This window comes from Photobacterium carnosum (assembly GCF_002849605.1).
Lineage (GTDB): Bacteria > Pseudomonadota > Gammaproteobacteria > Enterobacterales > Vibrionaceae > Photobacterium > Photobacterium carnosum.
This window is the reverse complement of sequence record NZ_NPIB01000008.1, coordinates 58,040-78,686: the sequence shown is the minus strand read 5'-3', so window position 1 is coordinate 78,686 and position 20,647 is coordinate 58,040. Positions and strand designations below refer to the sequence as shown.

Below are 20,647 nucleotides of genomic sequence, written 5' to 3'. Positions count from 1 at the left end.
CTAAGATCTCATCTGCAATTAATATCAAAAGTAATTTGTCACAGTTGAATAAATTCAATGCCCAATTTTACCCATAAGCGTAAAAGTGTATCACGACTGATGGCGCCTGTAGCCCTTGCTGTTGCTTTAGCAGGGTGTAGCACGCCAAATCTGTATAATAATCAGGTGCCATTAACGGATATCACTGCGGTAGCCGCTCAAAGCTCAGCCGCCTATTTAAGTAAAGCTAATACCAGTAATGGCGCAGAACGCATTAACTGGGAGATCATGGCTGTTAAAGCAATGATCCTCGAAAATAAATGGCAACAAGCCGATCAATGGATTGCTAAATTATCCCAACAATCTATGAGTCCAACTCAAATTGCGGAATGGCAACTCGCGCGTGCCATGGTACGTGAGCATCAAGGTCAACCACAAGCTGCACTGAACAGTTTAAATTTTCAACCTTCATGGCAGTTAACTAAAAGCCAGTATCAACGCTATTACACGCTACGCGCTAACTTATTGGAACAATTAAACCATCAGTTCCAAGCGGCACGTGAACGTACTAAGCTTGATTTCTATTTAGATCATAGCCAAAAAGCGGCTAACTGGCAGCAAGTTTGGCATGATCTATCGGGTTATACTAACGCTCAATTAGGCAGTGTTAAACTAACTGATAACGAGAGTGTTTTAAAAGGCTGGGTTGAACTCGCAATGTTGAAAAATAGTGCGACGTTACCACCGATGCAACTTAAACAAGCACTTGAACAGTGGTTATCTCGTCATCCTCAACATCCAGCAAATCAATATTTACCCGCTAATTTAAAAGCGTTAATCGAGATGAAATCGATTAAACTGGGTAATATTGCATTATTGTTACCACTCTCAGGTCGTTTTTCCGCACAAGGTAAAGCAGTTCGGGATGGCTTCATCAATGCAATGATGGACGATAAAGGCCGTGATGCCGATAATGAGCTCAATATTTATGATACTGAAGCTCAATCAATGCCAACGATCATGGCACAACTACAACAAAACGGGACTCAGTTTGTTGTAGGACCATTACGTAAAAATATTATTACTGAATTTCAGCAAGATAACACCAGCCATATCAATATGCTGGCATTAAATATGCCACCGCAAATCAGTAATAATAAACCCAATGCTTGCTATTTTTCATTGTCACCAGAACAAGAAGCTCAACAAGCTGCAGAACGTATTTATGCTCAAGGTCACCGTAACCCTGCTGTATTAGTGCCTGCAAATAGTTTTGGTCAACGTGTTGCAACAGCATTTAATCAGCAATGGTCGCAACTTGATGGCCAATCAGTATTAACCGTTAACTTTGGTAATCAAGCTCAAATACCACAACAAATAAGAGCGGCTTTTGGCCGTGGTGCAGGCCGTCATGTTGATGCGATTTATATGGTAGCAAGTCGCAATGAAGTGATGATGCTAAAACCTTTTATTGAAGCAGCAATGCCACCAACAGGCAATCCAGCACAAATCTATACCAGCTCTCGCAGTAATCCCGATAGCCATAACACTAATCGTGAATTACGTGGTATTGAGGTGAGCGACATCCCATTACTGATCAATCCACAATCAGCTTATATGGAGCGCTTTAATCAATTATGGCCAAACCAAGGTAACACTAGTATCCGTTTACATGCCTTTGGTATGGATGCTTACGCGATCGCCAAGCAATTGCCTGAGATGCGCGCTAATCACCATCACACTATTCAAGGTGAAACGGGACAACTGGCAATGAATAACCAATGTGTTGTTCAACGACAAATAGATTGGGGTAAGTTCAGTAATGATGGCATAACACCGCTATCAACAACTCAAATTCCAGCAGCCACTATCTCTGATACGCCAGACAGCATTGATCTGATCAGTGGTGGTACGCCTGCCCAATAAACGTCAGATTGGCCAAGCCTATGAACAGATGGCGGAACAATATTTGTGCCGCCATCATTTGACGCCTATTGCTCGTAATTTTAGCTGTCGTAGTGGTGAGATTGATTTAATCATGCGACAAGGTAAATGTTTGGTATTTATTGAAGTAAAATACCGAACGCAATCCCATTATGGCTCGGCAGTTGAAGCCGTTAATTGGCGCAAACAACAAAAACTCAAACGAGCCGCTTTTTTTTGGATGCACAAAAATGGCATCTCAATTGAGCACAGCCAATTTCGCTTTGATGTCGTTGCAATCCAAGGTCATCACCACTACATTGAGTGGTTTACTAACATATTAGTTGAAGGTTAGTCATGCTAGATAGCATTCGAGAAAGTTTTACCGAAAGTATCCAAACCCAAATTGCTGCTGCGGAAGCGCTACCTGACGCGATTTCAAAAGCGACTCAAATGATGGTGCAAAGCTTATTAAATGGTAATAAAATTTTAAGCTGTGGCAATGGTGGTTCAGCCGCCAATGCTCAACAACTTGCGTCATGCTTAATTAATCGTTTTGAAATTGAGCGACCAAGTTTACCGGCTCTTGCATTAACAGCAAATAGCACTGTTTTAACCGCAATTGCCAACGATTATCACCATGATGAAGTGTTTTCAAAACAAGTCCGTGCTTTAGGTCAAGCCGGCGATATTTTAGTGGTGTTATCAACCAGTGGTAACAGCAAAAATATCATTAAAGCAATGGAAGCGGCATTAACACGAGATATGAATATCATTGCCTTAACAGGTAAAGATGGTGGTGAAATGGCAGGACTATTAGGCGTACAAGATGTTGAGATACGTATTCCATCACAACGTACGGTCCGTATTCAAGAAGGTCATTTGTTAACAGTACATTGTTTATGCGATTTGATTGATCAAGTTTTATTTCCGCATAACGAAGGCTAATCAATGAAGTGGTTATTGACGTTACTTGTTATATCAAGCTTATCGTTATCAGGATGTACGGTTTTTTCAACTAATGATCCGCGCAATAATGCTCAGCATTGGCAAGATCAAAAAATAGAAATGGATATTGCGGGCATTGCTCATACGCGTGAATATACCAAACAACTGAGTATAGATAGCATAGCGCTCGATGGGACAATTTTGTTGGTTGGCCAAGCAACATCACACCCCATTAAACAAGCATTTGTTAACCAAGTGCGTCATATTACAAGGGCGGATCGTATTTACGACCAAATCCAAGTACGCCCTTTACTCACCATGACAAGCATTAGCGAAGATGTATGGTTAACCACCAAAGTGAAGTCGCAACTGATTGCTAGTAAGCAACTTACCAATGTCGTTATCAAAGTGATCACTGAAAATAAACGGGTATTTTTATTAGGTTATGTCGCGCCAGAACAGGCGACAATAGCCACTAATATTGCACGGAATATTTCAGGTGTTGAACACGTTATTACCCTATTTGAAAAACCAGTCACTTTCTAACGATACCATCGTGTTTTAAATAAAAAAAACGCAGCCAATGGCTGCGTTTTTATTTTAGCAGATTGCCAATATTATTTGACAACGCGTAAGCTTGGACGACCACGTGGACGTGGTGGCTCATCATCAGGCTCATCACCTTCAGCCGCTTCAGTAACGACTGCAAATGGTGAAACTGTTGGAGCAACAACATCATCAGTGCTCTCGCCTTCTAACGCCTGCTCATCATCATAGATAGCGGAATCAGTATCATATGTAGCTTCTGGCTCGAACATCGTTCCTGCACCGTTTTCACGAGCATATATAGCCAAAACTGCATACATTGGTACGATAACAGAATGTGGGCGACCACTAAAACGTGCACTAAAGCTTACCGCTTCATTACTCAATTCTAAATTACCCACCGCCATTGGAGCAATGTTAAGGATGATTTGACCATCACTCACAAACTCCATTGGTACCTTAACGCCAGGTAAAGTCGCATCAACGACTAAATGTGGTGTTAGGTCGTTATCAACCAACCAATCATAAAACGCGCGCAGCAAATAAGGGCGACGCGGCGTCATATTTTCCATATCCATAATTACTGGCCAGTTAAACGCATTTCACGTTCAATTTCAGTTAAAGAAGCAAGGAATGAATCACGTTCAAATACGCGCGTCATATAAGCCTTCACTTCTTTAGATCCAGTACCACTTAGCTCAATACCCATTTCAGGTAAACGCCATAATAGTGGAGCAAGGTAGCAATCAACTAAGCTAAATTCATCACTCATAAAGAATGGATATTCAGCAAATACAGGTGCTAGCGCTAATAACTCTTCACGTAATTGCTTACGTGCTTTATCAGCTTCATCAGCAGTACCTGAGTTAATCTTATTCGCTAGTGAGTACCAGTTACGTTCAACACGGTACATCATTAAACGACTATTACCACGGGCAACAGGATAAACAGGCATTAGAGGTGGATGAGGGAAACGCTCATCCAAGTACTCCATGATAATGTTAGCTTGGTATAACGCTAATTCGCGATCAACCAATGTTGGAACTGAACTATATGGGTTCAATTCTAACAGATCTTCCGGCAGGTTCATTGGATCAACCAGCTCAATTTCAACACTAACGCCTTTTTCAGCTAGTACGATACGCACCTGATGGCTGTAGATGTCTGAAACATCAGAATACAGAGTCATCACAGAGCGTTTATTGGCAGCAACAGCCATCAACCCCTCCAGTATATTTAATACACAAAAAACAACGGAGGCTTTAGCCCCCATTGCGAGATTCTTAACCCACTAGATTACCTTATCAGTGGACATCACGCCAATATTCTTTCTTCAACAACACCGTTAATACTAAGAATATGGCAATAAACCCCATAACCCATAGCCCTAATCGCTGTCGTTCCAGTTTCATCGGCTCGGCAGAATAATCTAAAAAATTCACCAGATCACGTACTGCAGTATCATATTGTTGCGAATTTAACTCGCCACTACCGTCAGTTTCAATTCCGATTAAGACTTGAATTGAGCTACCGTCGATTATCTGTGTTTCATAAATCTTACGAGGTACCCCTTGTAATTCTTCCAATACATGGGGCATTCCTACACTAGGAAACAAGGTGTTATTAACCCCAAATGGACGACTAGGATCAGCATAGAATGAATGTAAATAAGTATATAACCAATCGGTCCCCCGTACTCTAGCTACCATGGTCAGATCCGGTGTTGGTGCACCAAAAGAAGCCGCGGCATATTGTTTCGACATTGCATTTGTCATTAAATCGCCAATTTTAGCATTAGGATTAAACATCAAATGCTGTTGCATTAATTCAACGGGGATCCCTAAATCGATAGCAACTCTTTCATAGCGCTGGTATTGAGTTGAATGACAACCTGCACAATAATTAGTAAATAATTGCGCTCCACGCTGTAAAGAGGCTTGATCAGTTAAATCATTGTTCGCAGGTTGCAGACGAACATTACCTCCGGCCGCAAAGGCTAATGCAGGAACCAACAGCAACAATATTACAATCCATTGTTTCATTTGAAGTTCACCCTCTTCGGTAGCGGTTGAGTCGCTTCATTTTTACTGTAGAAAAACAACACAATAAAAAACATAAAATAGGTAAAACTAAACATTTGAGCCAACGCAGTGAACAACGGCGTTACAGGTAGCGAGCCTAAAATCCCCAGAGCGATAAAACTCACGGTAAATTGAGCCAGGTTAATAACATGCCACTTACTCCGATAACGAAATGAACGCACATTACAACGGTCAAACCATGGTAATAAGAACAGAAATATAATTGCAGCCCCCATTGCAGCAACCCCAAGTAACTTATCAGGAACCGCCCGCAAAATGGCGTAAAAAGGAGTGAAATACCAAACAGGGGCAATATGTTCTGGTGTTTTCATCGAGTTAGCCGCTTCAAAATTTGGCGCTTCTAAAAAATATCCGCCCATTTCAGGCGCAAAAAAGATCACATAACTGAAAAATAATGCAAACACCGCCACCGCAATCAGATCTTTGACGGTGCCATAAGGATGAAACGGGATCGAATCAATAATGTCGTATTTTTTAGTATAATCGTCATGAAATTCAAACTGGGTTTGATAATCATCACCTTTGCTACCTTTAGGCAACTTAGTATCAATACCGTCAGGATTATTTGACCCTACCTCATGTAACGCTAACACGTGCAATACCACCAATAATAATAAAACCAATGGCAACGCAATGACATGTAACGCAAAGAAACGATTTAGGATTGCGCCAGAAATGACATAATCACCACGGATCCATAAGGTGAGATCATCGCCGATCACCGGAATAGCCCCAAACAGCGAAATAATAACCTGCGCCCCCCAATAAGACATTTGTCCCCACGGCAACAAATATCCCATAAAGGCTTCAGCCATCAACACCAAAAAAATCAGCATTCCAAATAACCACAATAGCTCGCGTGGTTTTTGGTAGGAGCCGTAAATCAACCCACGGAACATATGAAGATAAATCACCACAAAAAAGGCTGATGCACCAGTGGAATGCATATATCGCAATAGCCATCCATACTCAACGTCACGCATTATGTATTCAATAGATGCAAATGCACCATCAGCTGACGGCACATAATTCATGGTTAACCAAATACCGGTAATTATCTGATTCACCAGCACTAACATCGCTAATGAACCAAACACATACCAAAAATTAAAATTCTTCGGCATCGGATATTGAGACAAATGTTTACGGTACGCATTGGTTACCGGTAAGCGCTTATCGATCCAATCAACTAAGCCCGCCATTATGCTGTCTCCTTATCAAGTCCAATCAAAATGGTGTTATCGTCTAAGAATTGATGCGGTGGAACCACCAAATTAAGCGGAGCAGGAACACCTGCAAATACTCGACCAGCCATATCAAAGGTTGAACCATGGCATGGGCAAAAAAAACCAGCAGCAACGCCACTAACCTGTTCACTAAAGCTATTGGGTAAATAAGTGGGTGAACAACCGAGATGAGTACAAATCCCCACAGCTAAGAATATTTCAGGTTTTAATGATCGATAGGGATTTTGCGCATAAGCAGGTTGCTGGGGTTCATTAGAGATAGGATCACGAAGCTGATCATCGTGAGTGGCGAGTTGCTGTAATACGGCTTTACTACGCCGAACGATCCATACTGGCTTGCCTCGCCATTCAACGCGGATCATTTGTCCATCCGTTAATTTACTAATATTAACCTCAACAGGCGCCCCTGCCGCTTTCGCTTTTTCACTCGGATTCCATGATTTAATAAACGGGATTGCAATCGCAATCGCACCGATACCGCCAACGACGGACGTTGTTGCCGTTAAAAAGCGACGTCTTCCATTATTTATTCGCACATTGCTCATCCATTTTCTCCAATAGCTCCTGCTTGGATTTCTTCTTTTTTCTTTTTTATATCCCTAACGTTTAACTTGAGGCCTAACTAAAAAAGAATGTAGTAACAATTTCGTTACAGTTTTAAATTATCACCAACATTTAAAGAATAAGTAAAGGTCAACAGATTCACAAGTTCAAGCCATTGTTTAGCAACAAATGTTGGATATAGCGCATTTTTCGTTATTATGCATCAGTGTTTATTGAAAAATATGACGAGGTGCGAGGTGCGAGGTGCGAGGTGCGAGGTGCGAGGTGCGAGGTGCGAGGTGCGAGAAAACACATCATTGACAGTAATGAACAATACTTCTGTAAAAAATAATAAAAAAAAAGCCCAACCCGAGGGCTGAGCTTTCTGTACACAGTATCCAGATATAAAAATCTGGAAGCGTAATATTAACGCTTAGAGAACTGTGGTTTCTTACGTGCTTTACGTAGACCAACTTTCTTACGCTCAACGCAACGAGCGTCGCGAGTAACGTAGCCAGCTGCACGTAGAGCAGGACGTAGAGTTTCATCGTATTCCATAAGAGCACGAGTGATACCGTGACGGATAGCGCCAGATTGACCAGTGATACCACCACCTTTAACAGTGATGTATAGGTCAAATTTCTCAGTCATACCTACAAGCTCAAGAGCCTGAAGAACTACCATGCGCGCTGTTGGGCGGCTGAAGTACTCTTCGATGCTACGCTTGTTGATTACGATGTTACCAGTACCCGGTTTGATGAAAACGCGAGCTGCTGAGCTTTTACGGCGACCAGTGCCGTAGTATTGATTCTCTGCCATTGTCATAATTCCCAATTAGATGTCTAGTACTTTAGGCTGTTGTGCAGCATGGTTGTGCTCAGTACCCGCATAAACTTTAAGCTTACGGAACATAGCACGGCCTAGAGGACCTTTTGGAAGCATGCCTTTAACAGCAGTTTCAATAACCATTTCTGGTTTCTTAGCAATTAGCTTATCAAAGCTGATTGACTTAAGGCCGCCGATGAAGCCAGTGTGGTGATGGTACATTTTATCTGTACGCTTCTTACCAGTTACTGCTACTTTCTCAGCATTGATAACTACAATGTAGTCACCAGTGTCAACGTGTGGAGTATACTCCGGCTTATGCTTGCCACGTAGACGAGAAGCGATTTCAGTTGAAAGACGACCTAGAGTTTTACCTTCAGCGTCAACAACATACCAGTCACGTTTTACAGTTTCTGGTTTAGCAACGAAAGTTTTCATGCTAATTAATACCCATTATTTAAGATAGTTTCACTTACTAGAACCATCGAATGATGATTCCTCTGTTAAGAGCCCAGTCATCACCCCTTCGAGTGGGTGGTACTCCTGGCTTTCGCCATACAGGTACGGTGGGTCGCAAGATTATAGAGAAGGGTGCGGAAAAAATCACCTTATTTCCCAAAAAAAATGGTTTTTTTTCATATTAGCACCCATTAATTGCTAATTAGGCCAATAAATCACACTTTAAAGTGTGCTATTTACACGAATAACATCAATAACCTTGCTTGCTTGCCTGCCACAATTAATCCACTAAATGTGATCTTGCTAAATATTGCTCACTTTGCATTTCAATTAAGCGTGAACAACAGCGCTCAAATTCAAACAATAATCGACCTTCGATATAAAGTTCAGTTAATGGCACTTCAGCAGATATGATCACGGTAACATTACGCTCATAAAATTCATCAACCATGGCAATAAAGCGCCGAGCAGCATCTTGATGTTGTTCTTCCATCACCATCACATCCGCGATCAACACCGTATGATATAACTGTGCAATCTCTATATAATCATTTTGACTACGTGCGGTTTGGCATAATTGCTGAAAACTAAATTGTACAATGCCATTCGCTTCACGTTGAGCCGTAATTGCTCGTTGATTAATAATAATATCTTTAATGCTATAACGAGGTTCCGCACTCAACAATTCAAAATAATAGGCTAAATAGTCATTGGCTGGTTGCCCTAATGGCGAATAGTAAATTTCAGCTTGTGCCAACGACCGTAGCCGGTAGTCAATACCCGCATCAACATTAACCACTAGGCAATGTTGTTCAATAAGCGCGATGGCAGGTAAGAACCGTGCACGTTGCAAACCATTTCGATACAACTCTTCAGGGGCAATATTAGATGTTGCAACTAATGTGATACCCCGTTTAAACAGTGCATCAAGCAAGGTTGCCAGAATCATCGCATCAGTAATGTCACTAACATAAAATTCATCAAAACAAATAATATCAGTTTGTTGTTTAAAATTATCTGCTACATGTTCTAACGGATTTTCAATCCCTTCAAGTTGTTGCAACTGTTGGTGGATTCGATACATAAAACGATGAAAATGAATCCGCATTTTTCGTTGGGTTGGTAAACAATCATAAAAGGTATCCACCAAATAAGTTTTCCCTCGCCCAACACCGCCCCAAAAATACAATCCTTTTACTGGCACGATATCTGCTTTGTCATCAGACATTCGTAATAACATTTTGGTTGCTGAGCACCATCGTTGCCATTCTGTCAGCGGTAATGGCTTAACGGGTATAATTAACCTATGGTATAAATTATCTAAATGAGCCACGGCTTGGGCTTGCGCTGAGTCTGCAAAAAAATCAAGATGTTGCAAATCTTCATGATATTTATTTAGCGGTGTCAGCGTCTTCATTTGATGTTATTCCTTTTCATCTTATTACCATAAAATCAGAGCATCAATTGTCACAATATATGATTGAATAAGTATCATGCACAACCAGCTCAAGGTATAGTAATAATGTTATTACATACTAATAAACAGCATCTTGACTAAAAAAATACGTATTAACACTAAAATCACAAGGAGTTATCATGGCTATGAGTTGGATTATTGCAACGGCTATTTTTATTGTAGGGATCTGCGTTGGTTACATCATCAGTCGCTTAACCAATAAGAATCAAAAACAACAAACATCACTTAAAAAAGATCTTGATAAATCAAAATATGAACTAGAGCAGTATCGACAAGAACTTGTTGATCACTTTGCTCGCAGTGCTGAATTACTGGACAACGTCTCTAAAGATTACAGTAAACTTTATGAACATATGGCAAAGACCTCAGCAGAGCTTATGCCTAATTTACCGACTCAAGACAACCCATTTGCACAACGAATTGCGACCTTAGAACCTGTAGAAAACAATGAGCCCATTGAAGATGAAGTAATGGATCATCAACCACGAGATTATGCCAATGGCGCAACGGGACTCTTTAGTGATAAACCCACCGCCATTCGAGAGAATGAAATTCCAGTGGCAGAAGCAAAAGCAAGTTAGTATTAACTCACTACACCGCACATGCTTAACAAGAAAAGTATGATCATGGGAACTTAATTCCGGTTAACAAGTCATACTTTAACTTGTTAACTCGGAGTTAAAGTATGCGTAAAAAAAACCTTTTTGTTATTAGTGTATTAGCGTTAACAGTTAGTACACTGATGACCCCCTTTATTGCAAATGCTGCATTACCGATTACAGTAAATAATCAATCGATGCCTAGCCTTGCACCTATGCTTGAGCAAGTCATGCCAGCGGTTGTCAGTATCGCCATTGAAGGCAAGCAAGTTTCAAAGCAACAACTTCCTGACGCTTATCGTTTTTTCTTTGGTCCTGATTTTCCAACCGAGCAAATGCAAGAACGGCCGTTTCGAGGTTTAGGTTCTGGCGTTATTATTGACGCAAAAAAAGGCTATATAGTTACAAATCAGCATGTTATCAATAACGCTGATAAAATCACAATTCAACTTTATGATGGCCATGAAGTTATCGCTAAATTGATTGGTAGTGATAAATCATCAGATATCGCCTTATTACAAATTAATACCCCACAAAAATTAACTGCAATTCAATTAGCCAACTCCGATAAATTACGCGTAGGTGATTTTTCCGTTGCCATTGGTAATCCCTTTGGTCTTGGACAAACGGTCACTTCTGGAATTGTATCAGCCTTAGGGCGCAGTGGTTTAAACCTTGAAAATATAGAAAATTTCATTCAAACCGATGCGGCGATTAATAGTGGTAACTCTGGCGGTGCGCTAATTAATCTTCATGGTGAACTCATTGGTATTAATACTGCAATACTGGCACCAGATAGAGGCAATGTCGGAATTGGATTTGCGATCCCATCAAATATGGTTAGTAACCTTACTGCGCAGATCATCAAATTTGGCCACGTCCAACGAGGAACATTAGGCGTACAAGGACGTGAACTTACCGCTGAATTAGCGCAAACATTTGGTTATGACACCAATAAAGGTGCGTTTGTAAATCAAGTCATGCCAAATTCAGCCGCTCAAAAAGCGGGCTTAAAAGCAGGTGATATTATTACCGCCATTAATGGTAATCCTATCCGTTCATTCAGTGAGTTACGGGCAAAAGTTGCAACATTAGGAGCAGGAAAAACCTTAACCCTACAAGCAATGCGTAATGGTAAATTACAACAATTTACCGTCACTCTTAGTGCAAGCAAAGATAACAGTATTAACGCAGATGATCTTCATTCAAGCTTAACCGGAGTTCAATTTACGAATGCAACGCTTAATGGTAAAGCGCATGGCGTTGAAGTTATTCAATTGACTAAAGACTCGCTAGCTGCACAAGCGGGATTACTTAAAGGTGATATTGTTATTGGTCTTAATCGAACTGTGATTAATAACCTAGCTCAACTACGTAAAGCATTAACTCACCCACCGAAAATCATCGCATTAGAAATTCAACGAGGTAATAATGTGCTCTATCTTATTACTCGTTAATTTTATTTAATTAATACTCACTAATCTCTGATTGTAGAATAAATTCAACAATAGCAGTCAGCGCAATAGTTGGTTTCACTTTAGAGGGGGTGCTATTCTGTTAGCACCTTTTTCTTACTCATTTTATAAGGACTGTTAATGCTGGCATTTTTTGGTCGTTCTATTATCCTCGGCCTTATCACAGCCATTATTATACTGATTGCCGTCCCTGATTTACGTCCGACGACGCCAGAGTCTTTATTATTAACAGATAGCAACTCAACCCCGCTTTCATTTAATTACGCTGTTCGTCGTGCTTCCCCTGCCGTGGTTAATATTTATAACCGTCGTTATGATAATAATAGTGACGAAGAACGTGAGCTACGCACTCAAGGGCTGGGATCCGGTGTTATTATGAGTGACAAGGGTTATATTGTGACTAACTATCATGTCGTCGCCCATGCGGATCAAATCATTGTCGCACTTCAAGATGGACGAGTGCTCAATGCACAATTAATTGGTCTAGATCAACTAACAGATCTAGCCGTGCTAAAGATCAATGCTGATAACCTACCCATGATTCCTGTGAACCCTGAATATAAAGCTGCGGTTGGTGATGTAGTACTGGCAATCGGCAATCCATATAATCTTGGTCAAACGACTACTTTTGGGATTATCTCAGCGACTGGACGATCTGGTATGAGTTTCTATGGCCCTCAAGATTTTCTCCAAACTGATGCGGCGATAAATAAAGGCAATTCAGGCGGAGCGCTAGTGAATACTAAAGGGGAATTAGTCGGCATTAACACCGCCTCTTTTCAACAAGCGACAGACATTGAAACCTATGGTATTTCGTTTGCGATCCCTTATCAGCTCACAATTAAGATCATGCAGAAATTAATTGCAGACGGACGCGTTATTCGTGGTTGGATTGGCATTCAAGGTCGTGAAATAAACCCACTAATGGCACGACTTTATGATGTAGCAAAAGTTAATGGCATCATTGTTGATGGCATGGATCCTAGTGGTCCCGCATCCAAAGCTGGGTTTGAGAAAAATGATATTGTGGTTGAAATAGCGGGTAAAGAAGTCACCAATGTTCAGAGCGTGCGTGATATCGTTACTGATATTCGCCCAGGTACTCACATTGAGGTGAAGATTTTACGTAATGGCAAACCGATGATGATTCCCGTCACTGTTGCCAATAGACCGCCAGAAACTAATCCGCCTAAATAGATGGCGATAGCAGTCATGAATAACAGTAAAAAATAAAAAACAGCAACAAAAAAGCCTCGTATTTCCTTTAAACAAAAAAGGTATAATTACGAGGCTTTTTATTATCAATCTAAATTGTTATAGCTTATTCAGTAATACGTTCGATATTCATACCTAGCGCACTGAATTTTTGCTCAATAAACTCATAACCGCGATCGATATGGTAAATACGATCAACAATGGTTTCACCTTTCGCAATACTGCCAGCAATCACAAGACTTGCAGAAGCACGTAAATCAGTCGCCATTACTTGCGCGCCACTCAAACCATCGGTATCACCACAAATCACAGTATTACCTTCAATTTCAGCATGAGCCCCCATACGAATCAATTCAGGAATATGCATAAAACGGTTTTCAAAAATCGTTTCAGTAATAATACCTGTGCCTTTCGCGACTAAGTTTAATAGCGAGAATTGCGCTTGCATGTCCGTTGGGAAACCTGGATGCGGAGCAGTACGAATATTAACAGCCTTCAGCTCACGATCAGTCATGTCTAGGCAGATCCAATCAGAACCCGTTTCAACCAATGCACCCGCTTCTTCTAGCTTCGCTAATACGGCTTCAAGTAATTCAGGCTTAGTATTGCGACAAACAATTTTGCCACCAGAAACAGCAGCAGCAACTAAGAAAGTACCTGTCTCAATTCGGTCTGCAACCACTTCATGGCAACCACCAGCAAGACGATCAACACCTTCAATAGTGATAGTTGCAGTGCCTGCACCAGTAATTTTGGCACCAATTGCATTTAAGAATGCCGCGGTATCTTCAATCTCTGGCTCACGGGCCGCATTTTCAATTACCGTTGTACCTTCTGCTAATGTTGCCGCAGACATAATGGTAACTGTAGCGCCAACACTCACTTTATCCATCACTATATGAGCGCCTTTAAGACGACCATCGACCGAGGCTTTGACATAACCTTCATCTAACGTAATCGTTGCACCAAGCTGTTCAAGACCAACAATGTGTAAATCAACAGGACGTGCACCAATAGCACAACCGCCAGGTAATGATACTTGGCCTTGACCAAAACGCGCCACTAATGGACCTAATGCCCAAATAGACGCGCGCATGGTTTTTACGAGATCATAAGGCGCACAAAATTCATTAACGTTACTTGCGTCAATATGAACAGATGAACCATTACGAGAAACTATTACACCTAAACGTGACAGTAATTCCATCGTAGTATCAATATCACGTAACTGAGGAACATTGGCAATTTCTACCGGACCATCAGCAAGTAATGCGGCAAATAAAATTGGTAATGCTGCATTTTTAGCGCCAGAAATAGACACTTCACCGCTTAGTGGGCCACTGCCCTGAATACGAAACTTTTGCATCATTTAGCTCTCTATAACGACATTAATTTTTTATCACGCGCCCACTCTTCAGGCGTATATGTTTTAATACTTAACGCGTGAATGTCGTTTGCTGCAATACGATCCATTAGCGGACCATAAATTGTTTGTTGTTTTTTGACACGGCTCATACCGTCAAATAGTGTACCCACCGCGATCACTTGGTAGTGGCTACCTTCACCTTTAACGATGATTTCATCAACGTCTAAAGCCGTTTCTAGAATTTGTTTAATCTCAGAGATTTCCACAAGCTATCCTCTCTACAGCTTACTCCATGCAAGCTGCTAACATTGGTTCGATATGGCTTAAGCGAAACAGCGTCTTAAGCTGTTGAGGTACATTGTGCAACATAACGCGACTCCCTGCTTGCTCAAGATGCTGGCACAAATGCAGTAACATCACCATGCCAGAAGAGTCTACTCGAGACAAGTCAACAAGATCGAGTACAAGCTGCTTATTATGTGGCATCCATTCGCTTCTTTGGCGCCAAAAAGCAGGCACTGTGTCACGATCTAACGACCCTGACAAGCGGTATTGCCCTTCAGCAACCACCAGCCAACAAATCTCATTCGCAGCCATGATTAATTATTCTCAATTTGAATCGGTTTTGCTGCTAAATCACGTAAACTTTGTGTTACAGCATCAATGCCTTTAGTGCGAAGTTGACCACTCCACTCACTTTGCTTCGTTGAAAGCATACTGACACCTTCTGCAACCATGTCAAATCCCTGCCATTCTTTGGTTTTTTTATTCAAGCGTAATTTAAAATCAAGACGAATGGGTGGACGTTGCGGGCCAACAATATCAACCCGAACCGAAATAATACTGCGATCAGCTGGAACTGGCTTAGGTGATTCTAATTCAATTTTCTGATCGGTATATTGCGTCAATACTTGAGCATATGATGCCACTAAATAATCAGTGAAAGCCGCCGTAAATGCATCACGTTGCTCAGCTGTTGTATTACGTAAATTAGATCCTAAAACTTTGTAAGCTGCATAACGGGTATTAATATACGGCAATAATTCTTGCTTCACGATCACCCGTAATTGTTCTGGATTCGCTTTAATTTTTGTTTGTTCTGCTTTTAAAGTACCAAATAAATGCGCAGATACTGTATTCATCATTTTATAAGGGTTGGTTTGATCAACTGTTGCCGCTTGGGCTAACATTGGTATAGCTAATAAACATAGCATTAAACCTCGTACAAATTTCATAGTAACTATCCTCATTATTTCTTATCACCGCCAAGGCTATACAGCACTTGACCAATCATATCTTCTAATACTAACGCAGATTTAGTGTCTTCAATTAAATCACCGTTATGTAACATCTCAGTATCAGTATCAATAAATCCAGGGCTAATACCTAAGTATTGTTCACCTAATAGACCTGAAGTCAAAATAGAGGCTGAACTGGTTTCAGGGAAATAACCAAACTTTTTATTAACATCTAGGGTAACAATAGGAACATACGTCTGTTTATCTAAGGTAATCGAGGTTACTTCACCAACAGTAACACCACCGACCTTAACAGGTGATCGTACTTTTAGGCCGCCAATATTATCAAAATGCGCTTTCAGGGTATAAGTTTCAGTACTACCAAAACTTTGTATGTTAGCGACTTTAAACGCTAACACTAATAAGGCACTAATGCCGGCGAGCATAAACACACCAACCCACAATTCTAATCGTTTATTTTGTTGCATTATCTTTTATCCATGTAATTTATGCCGTCGTATGCATGCGGCTAAGTGAATGTTTAGCTTCCAAACATTAATGCTGTTAACACAAAATCAAGCCCGAGTACCGCCAATGATGAATTAACCACCGTACGAGTTGTTGCCCGACTAATGCCTTCGGAGGTTGGTACGGCATCATAACCATTAAAGACTGCAATCCATGTAATCACGATAGCAAATACGACCGACTTGATAATGCTATTACCAATGTCAGTACTAAAATCAACTGATGATTGCATCACAGACCAGAAACTGCCGTAATCAATGCCTTTCCAATCAACACCGACTAATTGTGCGCCCCAAAGTCCAATTAAAGAGAACATTAGTGCTAACAATGGCATTGAAATAACACCCGCCCAAAAACGCGGTGCAATCACACGACGTAGTGGATCGACGGCCATCATTTCCATACTGGATAATTGTTCGGTGGTTTTCATTAACCCAATTTCTGCCGTTAACGCAGAGCCTGCACGACCTGCAAATAATAGGGCCGTTACTACTGGTCCTAATTCACGTAATAAAGATAATGCCACCATTTGTCCAAGGCTGGTTTCTGCACCATAACCTGCGAGGACCAAATAACCTTGGAGGCTTAACACCATACCAATAAATAATCCCGATACTAAAATAATCGCCATTGATAGCACCCCAACTGAATACAGTTGTTTGATCAATAATGGCAACATTTTTATCGGTTGTGGCTTACACACTAACGCCCCATATAACATCAAGCTTGCACGACCGCATGCTTGACACTTTTCAATGGTCGCTCGTCCCAATCGGGAAATAGCATCAATTATCATTTTTTGCTCATATTTTCTATTGTCATACACTAATGCCATAACAGCGTTCAGGGCTACAAATTAACCAAACAAATCATCATGTAATGGTTGTGCTGGAAATTGAAAAGGAACAGGACCATCAGCATCACCATCTAAAAATTGGCGTACTTGAGGGTTAGTATCGGCACGTAATTGATCAGGAGTACCGCTACCAATAATCTTAGCACCAGAAAGAATATAGACATGATCGGCAATACTCATCACTTCAGGCACATCGTGAGATACGATGACAGAGGTAATATTTAAAGCTTGATTAAGATCGCGGATTAACTTAACCAATACCCCCATTGTAATCGGATCTTGGCCAACAAACGGTTCATCATACATCATTAAATCAGGATCAAGGGCAATCGCGCGCGCCAATGCTGCTCGACGGGCCATACCGCCTGACAATTCATTGGGCATCAATTGTGCAGCTCCCCGCAAACCGACCGCTTCTAATTTCAAGAGTACTAATGTTCGCAGTAAATCTTCAGGTAGCTGAGTGTGTTCTCGCAGTGGGAAAGCAACATTATCAAACACGGTCATATCGGTAAATAATGCCCCAGATTGAAATAACATACTCATACGTTTACGCGCTTGGTAAAGTTCACTGCGGCGCAATGTGGGTATATTCCATTGATCAAACCACACCTCACCATTATCTGGCGCAATCTGACCGCCAATCAAGCGTAATAAGGTCGTTTTTCCGATCCCTGATGGCCCCATAATAGCGGTGATTTTTCCGCGTGGAATATCAAGGCTAATATTATCAAAAATAAGCCGTTCACTACGGGAGAAACTCATGTTTTTAATCGAAATCAGTACATCGTCATTGAACATTATGTTTACGGCACCTCTCGCTAGCTTGCGTAAGCGATGAATATTGATGTTATTTGACACAATAGCGTTTCATGCCACTTTTAATAAATAACTTAAAAATAATTAATCGACATTATAAAAACAGATCGACGATGATAGGAGGAATTAAACGCTAACTCAACCAAAGCGCAGAATTATCATACTTTAACGGTAGGTTTTTATTAAAAAATAACACATTTACCATAAAATTTATCCTAACCGCTTTATTCCATTCTAAAACAAATCAAACTTATTATAAGTCACTTAAAATAAAACATTGTTTTAATAGTGTAAATAGTCAACGGCTGATTTCTAACCTTTATCGGTTCAAGTTCAGCACTAGTTAATCCATCAGAGCGCCTAAAACAACCTTAAGATAATAATTAGTATTGGCTTATGCTTCCCTTTTGCATGAGTTAACGTCAAAATTGACAACTCAAATTGGAAATATTTTATCAATTGACTAAAAACCGCTTTTTTAGCGAGTCATACTGAAAAGGAATTAAAATGCTAGAAGCCATTGTGTTGCTCTGTATCGGATTAGCTTTACTGGTTTGGAGTGCAGATAGATTGGTATATGGTGCCGCAGCATTAGCAAAAAACTTTGGTGTTGCACCACTGGTTATTGGTATGACTATTTTGGCAATGGGATCTTCTGCACCAGAAATGATGGTTTCAGCCACCGCAGCGCTGGCAGATAAAACTGATACCGCCGTCGGTAATGTACTAGGTTCAAACATTGCTAATATCGCGTTAATTCTTGGTATTACAGCGATAATAAAACCATTATGCATTAGCTCAACCATTATTCGACGTGAATTACCGATTATGCTGGGCGTCACAGTTATTGCTGGGGTGGTTCTGTGGGATAATTATTTAAGCCGTCACGAGGGTATTATTCTCGCAGTACTGTTTGGTATTTTCTTAATCGCTATGCTAAAAATTAGCCGCGACAGTAAGAGCGATCCATTAGTAGAAGAACAACAAGCAGACATTCCCGCGGGCGTCAGTAATACCAAAGCGATTATCTGGGTATTTATCGGCCTAGGTCTTCTATTATACTCTTCAGATATGGTGGTGGGGTCAGCAGTTACTATCGCTAAATATTACGGTATGAGTGACTTAGTGATTGGTTTAACAATCATTGCTGTCGGTACCAGCTTGCCTGAACTTGCAGCCTCAATAGCCAGCGTTTTTAAAGGCGAAGATGATATGGCCGTTGGTAATATTATTGGCTCTAATATTTTTAATATTTTAGCGGTAATGGGCATCCCTGGATTACTGAATCCATCAGCATTAAGCCCGTTGGCTATGAGCCGTGATTTTTATGTTATGTTGGCTATTTCAATTTTATTACTGGTAATGGCACTCGGTAAACGCCGCCTCATTAATCGTATTGAAGGTGGAATATTAGTGATTTGCTTTATTGCTTATCAAGCATTTTTATTTCTTAATATCGCCGCATAACAGGAGCATTCTCTAATGTCTGGTCAATTTGATTTTTGCAGCCATGGTAAAAAAGTACTCAATACTGAATTACAAGCACTTGAAAAAATCCGTGATTATATTGATAACAGCTTTACCCTTGCGTGTGAGTTAATCTTACACTGCCAAGGTAAAGTGATTGTAATGGGTATGGGGAAATCAGGTCATATTGGGCGAAAAATAGCCGCAACATTGGCCAGCACAGGAACCCCTGCATTCTTTGTTCATCCAGGTGAAGCCAGCCATGGTGACTTAGGCATGATCAAAAAAAGTGATGTCGTGATTGCCATTTCTAACTCAGGTGAAGCAGTTGAAATACTCGCATTACTGCCCGTTATTAAACGACTCGGTATTGCGATGATCAGCATGACAGGCAAGCCTGAATCCAGCATGGCAAAAATGGCGCAAGTTAATCTTCAAGTCACGGTAGATAAAGAAGCCTGCCCATTAAATCTAGCTCCCACCTCAAGTACAACCGCTACTCTTGTTATGGGTGATGCTGTTGCTATTTCAGTAATGGAAGCTCGCGGTTTTACTGCTGACGATTTTGCGCTTTCTCATCCAGGTGGTGCCTTGGGTCGTAAATTATTACTTCGCATTGCAGATGTTATGCACAGTGGCGAGTTACTGCCGGTGATAGAAGAACACGCAAGCATCAAAGACGCCCTATTAGAAATATCACACAAAGGCTTAGGAATGACGGCAATTGTTGATCACAACCAACAATTACGTGGTATTTTTACCGACGGTGATTTACGCCGTTTACTGGATAATCATATTGATATTCACAACACTCGTATTGGCGAAGTGATGTCGAGTAACCCACGAACGATTTCACCACAACTTTTAGCCGCAGAAGGGCTAAAATTAATGGAAGATAACAAAATTAATGGCTTATTGGTAACGGAAGACAACCAATTAGTTGGAGCGCTAAATATGCACGATTTGCTTAAAGCCGGTGTTCTATAGCGCTACTATATCTCTGAAAATCATCGGTAACACCAAAGAAAATAAAGG

The 20,647-nt window shown here is 40.8% G+C and carries 24 protein-coding genes; 9 read left to right on the top strand and 15 right to left on the bottom strand.

The annotated features are described in order from the left end of the window. Positions 1-57 precede the first annotated feature (57 nt). The 4 genes from CIK00_RS08855 to CIK00_RS08840 are packed head-to-tail and all read left to right on the top strand — an operon-like array spanning position 58 to position 3,396. A complete protein-coding gene (locus tag CIK00_RS08855) occupies positions 58-1,905 on the top strand; it encodes a penicillin-binding protein activator (RefSeq protein ID WP_101768529.1) in 1,848 nt (615 codons plus the stop codon). Continuing rightward, positions 1,886-2,257, top strand: coding sequence for a YraN family protein (locus CIK00_RS08850; RefSeq protein WP_167388541.1), 372 nt, complete (start codon positions 1,886-1,888; stop codon positions 2,255-2,257). The genes CIK00_RS08855 and CIK00_RS08850 overlap by 20 nt, the downstream gene beginning before the upstream one ends. Positions 2,258-2,259: 2 nt before the next feature. Further along, positions 2,260-2,850, top strand: coding sequence for a phosphoheptose isomerase (locus CIK00_RS08845; RefSeq protein WP_101768527.1), 591 nt, complete (start codon positions 2,260-2,262; stop codon positions 2,848-2,850). Between the two features lie 3 nt (positions 2,851-2,853). Continuing rightward, complete coding sequence (locus tag CIK00_RS08840) at positions 2,854-3,396, top strand: BON domain-containing protein (RefSeq protein WP_101768526.1); 543 nt, start codon at positions 2,854-2,856, stop codon at positions 3,394-3,396. Between the two features lie 71 nt (positions 3,397-3,467). On the opposite strand, the gene sspB is transcribed toward CIK00_RS08840, so the two are convergent. From sspB to zapE, 8 genes are all read right to left on the bottom strand, one after another. Next, positions 3,468-3,974 carry a ClpXP protease specificity-enhancing factor gene (gene sspB / locus CIK00_RS08835; RefSeq protein ID WP_101768525.1) on the bottom strand — a complete coding sequence of 169 codons (507 nt, stop codon included), beginning with the start codon at positions 3,972-3,974 and terminating at the stop codon, positions 3,468-3,470. A gap of 2 nt (positions 3,975-3,976) precedes the next feature. Next, positions 3,977-4,615, bottom strand: coding sequence for a stringent starvation protein SspA (sspA, locus tag CIK00_RS08830; protein WP_101768524.1), 639 nt, complete (start codon positions 4,613-4,615; stop codon positions 3,977-3,979). 85 nt (positions 4,616-4,700) lie between these two features. Further along, positions 4,701-5,438, bottom strand: a complete 738-nt coding sequence (locus tag CIK00_RS08825; protein ID WP_101768523.1) for a cytochrome c1 — start codon at positions 5,436-5,438, stop codon at positions 4,701-4,703. Beyond that, positions 5,435-6,700, bottom strand: a complete 1,266-nt coding sequence (locus tag CIK00_RS08820) for a cytochrome b (protein WP_101768522.1) — start codon at positions 6,698-6,700, stop codon at positions 5,435-5,437. Before CIK00_RS08820 ends, CIK00_RS08825 begins: the two co-directional genes overlap by 4 nt. Continuing rightward, the gene (petA, locus tag CIK00_RS08815; protein ID WP_101768521.1) at positions 6,700-7,290 is read right to left on the bottom strand and encodes a ubiquinol-cytochrome c reductase iron-sulfur subunit; all 591 of its coding nucleotides are present in this window, start codon (positions 7,288-7,290) and stop codon (positions 6,700-6,702) included. Before petA ends, CIK00_RS08820 begins: the two co-directional genes overlap by 1 nt. A gap of 424 nt (positions 7,291-7,714) precedes the next feature. Then, positions 7,715-8,107, bottom strand: coding sequence for a 30S ribosomal protein S9 (rpsI, locus tag CIK00_RS08810; protein WP_101768520.1), 393 nt, complete (start codon positions 8,105-8,107; stop codon positions 7,715-7,717). A gap of 15 nt (positions 8,108-8,122) precedes the next feature. Then, a complete protein-coding gene (rplM, locus tag CIK00_RS08805; protein WP_045030122.1) occupies positions 8,123-8,551 on the bottom strand; it encodes a 50S ribosomal protein L13 in 429 nt (142 codons plus the stop codon). A 301-nt stretch (positions 8,552-8,852) separates the two neighbouring features. Beyond that, the gene (zapE, locus tag CIK00_RS08800) at positions 8,853-9,980 is read right to left on the bottom strand and encodes a cell division protein ZapE (RefSeq protein ID WP_101768580.1); all 1,128 of its coding nucleotides are present in this window, start codon (positions 9,978-9,980) and stop codon (positions 8,853-8,855) included. Positions 9,981-10,174: 194 nt separating this feature from the next. Here zapE and zapG point away from each other — a divergent pair, with 194 nt between their 5' ends. The 3 genes from zapG to degS all read left to right on the top strand — a co-directional run bounded on the left by zapG (position 10,175) and on the right by degS (position 13,320). Beyond that, positions 10,175-10,630 (top strand): Z-ring associated protein ZapG, encoded by a 456-nt coding sequence (gene zapG / locus CIK00_RS08795; RefSeq protein WP_101768579.1) that lies wholly within the window; start codon positions 10,175-10,177, stop codon positions 10,628-10,630. A gap of 104 nt (positions 10,631-10,734) precedes the next feature. Next, complete coding sequence (locus CIK00_RS08790; RefSeq protein ID WP_101768519.1) at positions 10,735-12,105, top strand: Do family serine endopeptidase; 1,371 nt, start codon at positions 10,735-10,737, stop codon at positions 12,103-12,105. A gap of 138 nt (positions 12,106-12,243) precedes the next feature. Continuing rightward, on the top strand, positions 12,244-13,320 hold the full coding sequence (degS, locus tag CIK00_RS08785; protein ID WP_101768518.1) for an outer membrane-stress sensor serine endopeptidase DegS: 1,077 nt from the start codon (positions 12,244-12,246) through the stop codon (positions 13,318-13,320). Between the two features lie 124 nt (positions 13,321-13,444). Here degS and murA read toward each other — a convergent pair whose 3' ends face one another. From murA to mlaF, 7 genes are read right to left on the bottom strand one after another with little or no spacing between them, the layout of a single operon-like run. Continuing rightward, positions 13,445-14,704 carry a UDP-N-acetylglucosamine 1-carboxyvinyltransferase gene (gene murA, locus CIK00_RS08780; RefSeq protein ID WP_101768578.1) on the bottom strand — a complete coding sequence of 420 codons (1,260 nt, stop codon included), beginning with the start codon at positions 14,702-14,704 and terminating at the stop codon, positions 13,445-13,447. An 11-nt stretch (positions 14,705-14,715) separates the two neighbouring features. Continuing rightward, positions 14,716-14,970, bottom strand: coding sequence for a BolA family iron metabolism protein IbaG (ibaG, locus tag CIK00_RS08775; protein WP_101768517.1), 255 nt, complete (start codon positions 14,968-14,970; stop codon positions 14,716-14,718). A 19-nt stretch (positions 14,971-14,989) separates the two neighbouring features. After that, positions 14,990-15,301 (bottom strand): STAS domain-containing protein, encoded by a 312-nt coding sequence (locus CIK00_RS08770; RefSeq protein WP_101768516.1) that lies wholly within the window; start codon positions 15,299-15,301, stop codon positions 14,990-14,992. Between the two features lie 2 nt (positions 15,302-15,303). Beyond that, entirely contained in the window at positions 15,304-15,939 is a 636-nt protein-coding gene (gene mlaC / locus CIK00_RS08765; RefSeq protein ID WP_101768515.1) for a phospholipid-binding protein MlaC, read from the bottom strand. A 14-nt stretch (positions 15,940-15,953) separates the two neighbouring features. Beyond that, the gene (gene mlaD / locus CIK00_RS08760; RefSeq protein WP_101768514.1) at positions 15,954-16,430 is read right to left on the bottom strand and encodes an outer membrane lipid asymmetry maintenance protein MlaD; all 477 of its coding nucleotides are present in this window, start codon (positions 16,428-16,430) and stop codon (positions 15,954-15,956) included. Between the two features lie 53 nt (positions 16,431-16,483). Beyond that, the gene (gene mlaE, locus CIK00_RS08755; RefSeq protein ID WP_101768513.1) at positions 16,484-17,266 is read right to left on the bottom strand and encodes a lipid asymmetry maintenance ABC transporter permease subunit MlaE; all 783 of its coding nucleotides are present in this window, start codon (positions 17,264-17,266) and stop codon (positions 16,484-16,486) included. A 60-nt stretch (positions 17,267-17,326) separates the two neighbouring features. Then, a complete protein-coding gene (gene mlaF, locus CIK00_RS08750) occupies positions 17,327-18,127 on the bottom strand; it encodes a phospholipid ABC transporter ATP-binding protein MlaF (protein WP_101768512.1) in 801 nt (266 codons plus the stop codon). A gap of 525 nt (positions 18,128-18,652) precedes the next feature. On the opposite strand from mlaF, the gene CIK00_RS08745 reads away from it, so the two are divergent. Both CIK00_RS08745 and CIK00_RS08740 read left to right on the top strand, forming a co-directional pair. Next, on the top strand, positions 18,653-19,612 hold the full coding sequence (locus CIK00_RS08745) for a calcium/sodium antiporter (RefSeq protein ID WP_101768511.1): 960 nt from the start codon (positions 18,653-18,655) through the stop codon (positions 19,610-19,612). A gap of 15 nt (positions 19,613-19,627) precedes the next feature. Continuing rightward, a complete protein-coding gene (locus tag CIK00_RS08740; protein ID WP_101768510.1) occupies positions 19,628-20,599 on the top strand; it encodes a KpsF/GutQ family sugar-phosphate isomerase in 972 nt (323 codons plus the stop codon). The last annotated feature ends 48 nt before the right edge of the window (positions 20,600-20,647 follow it).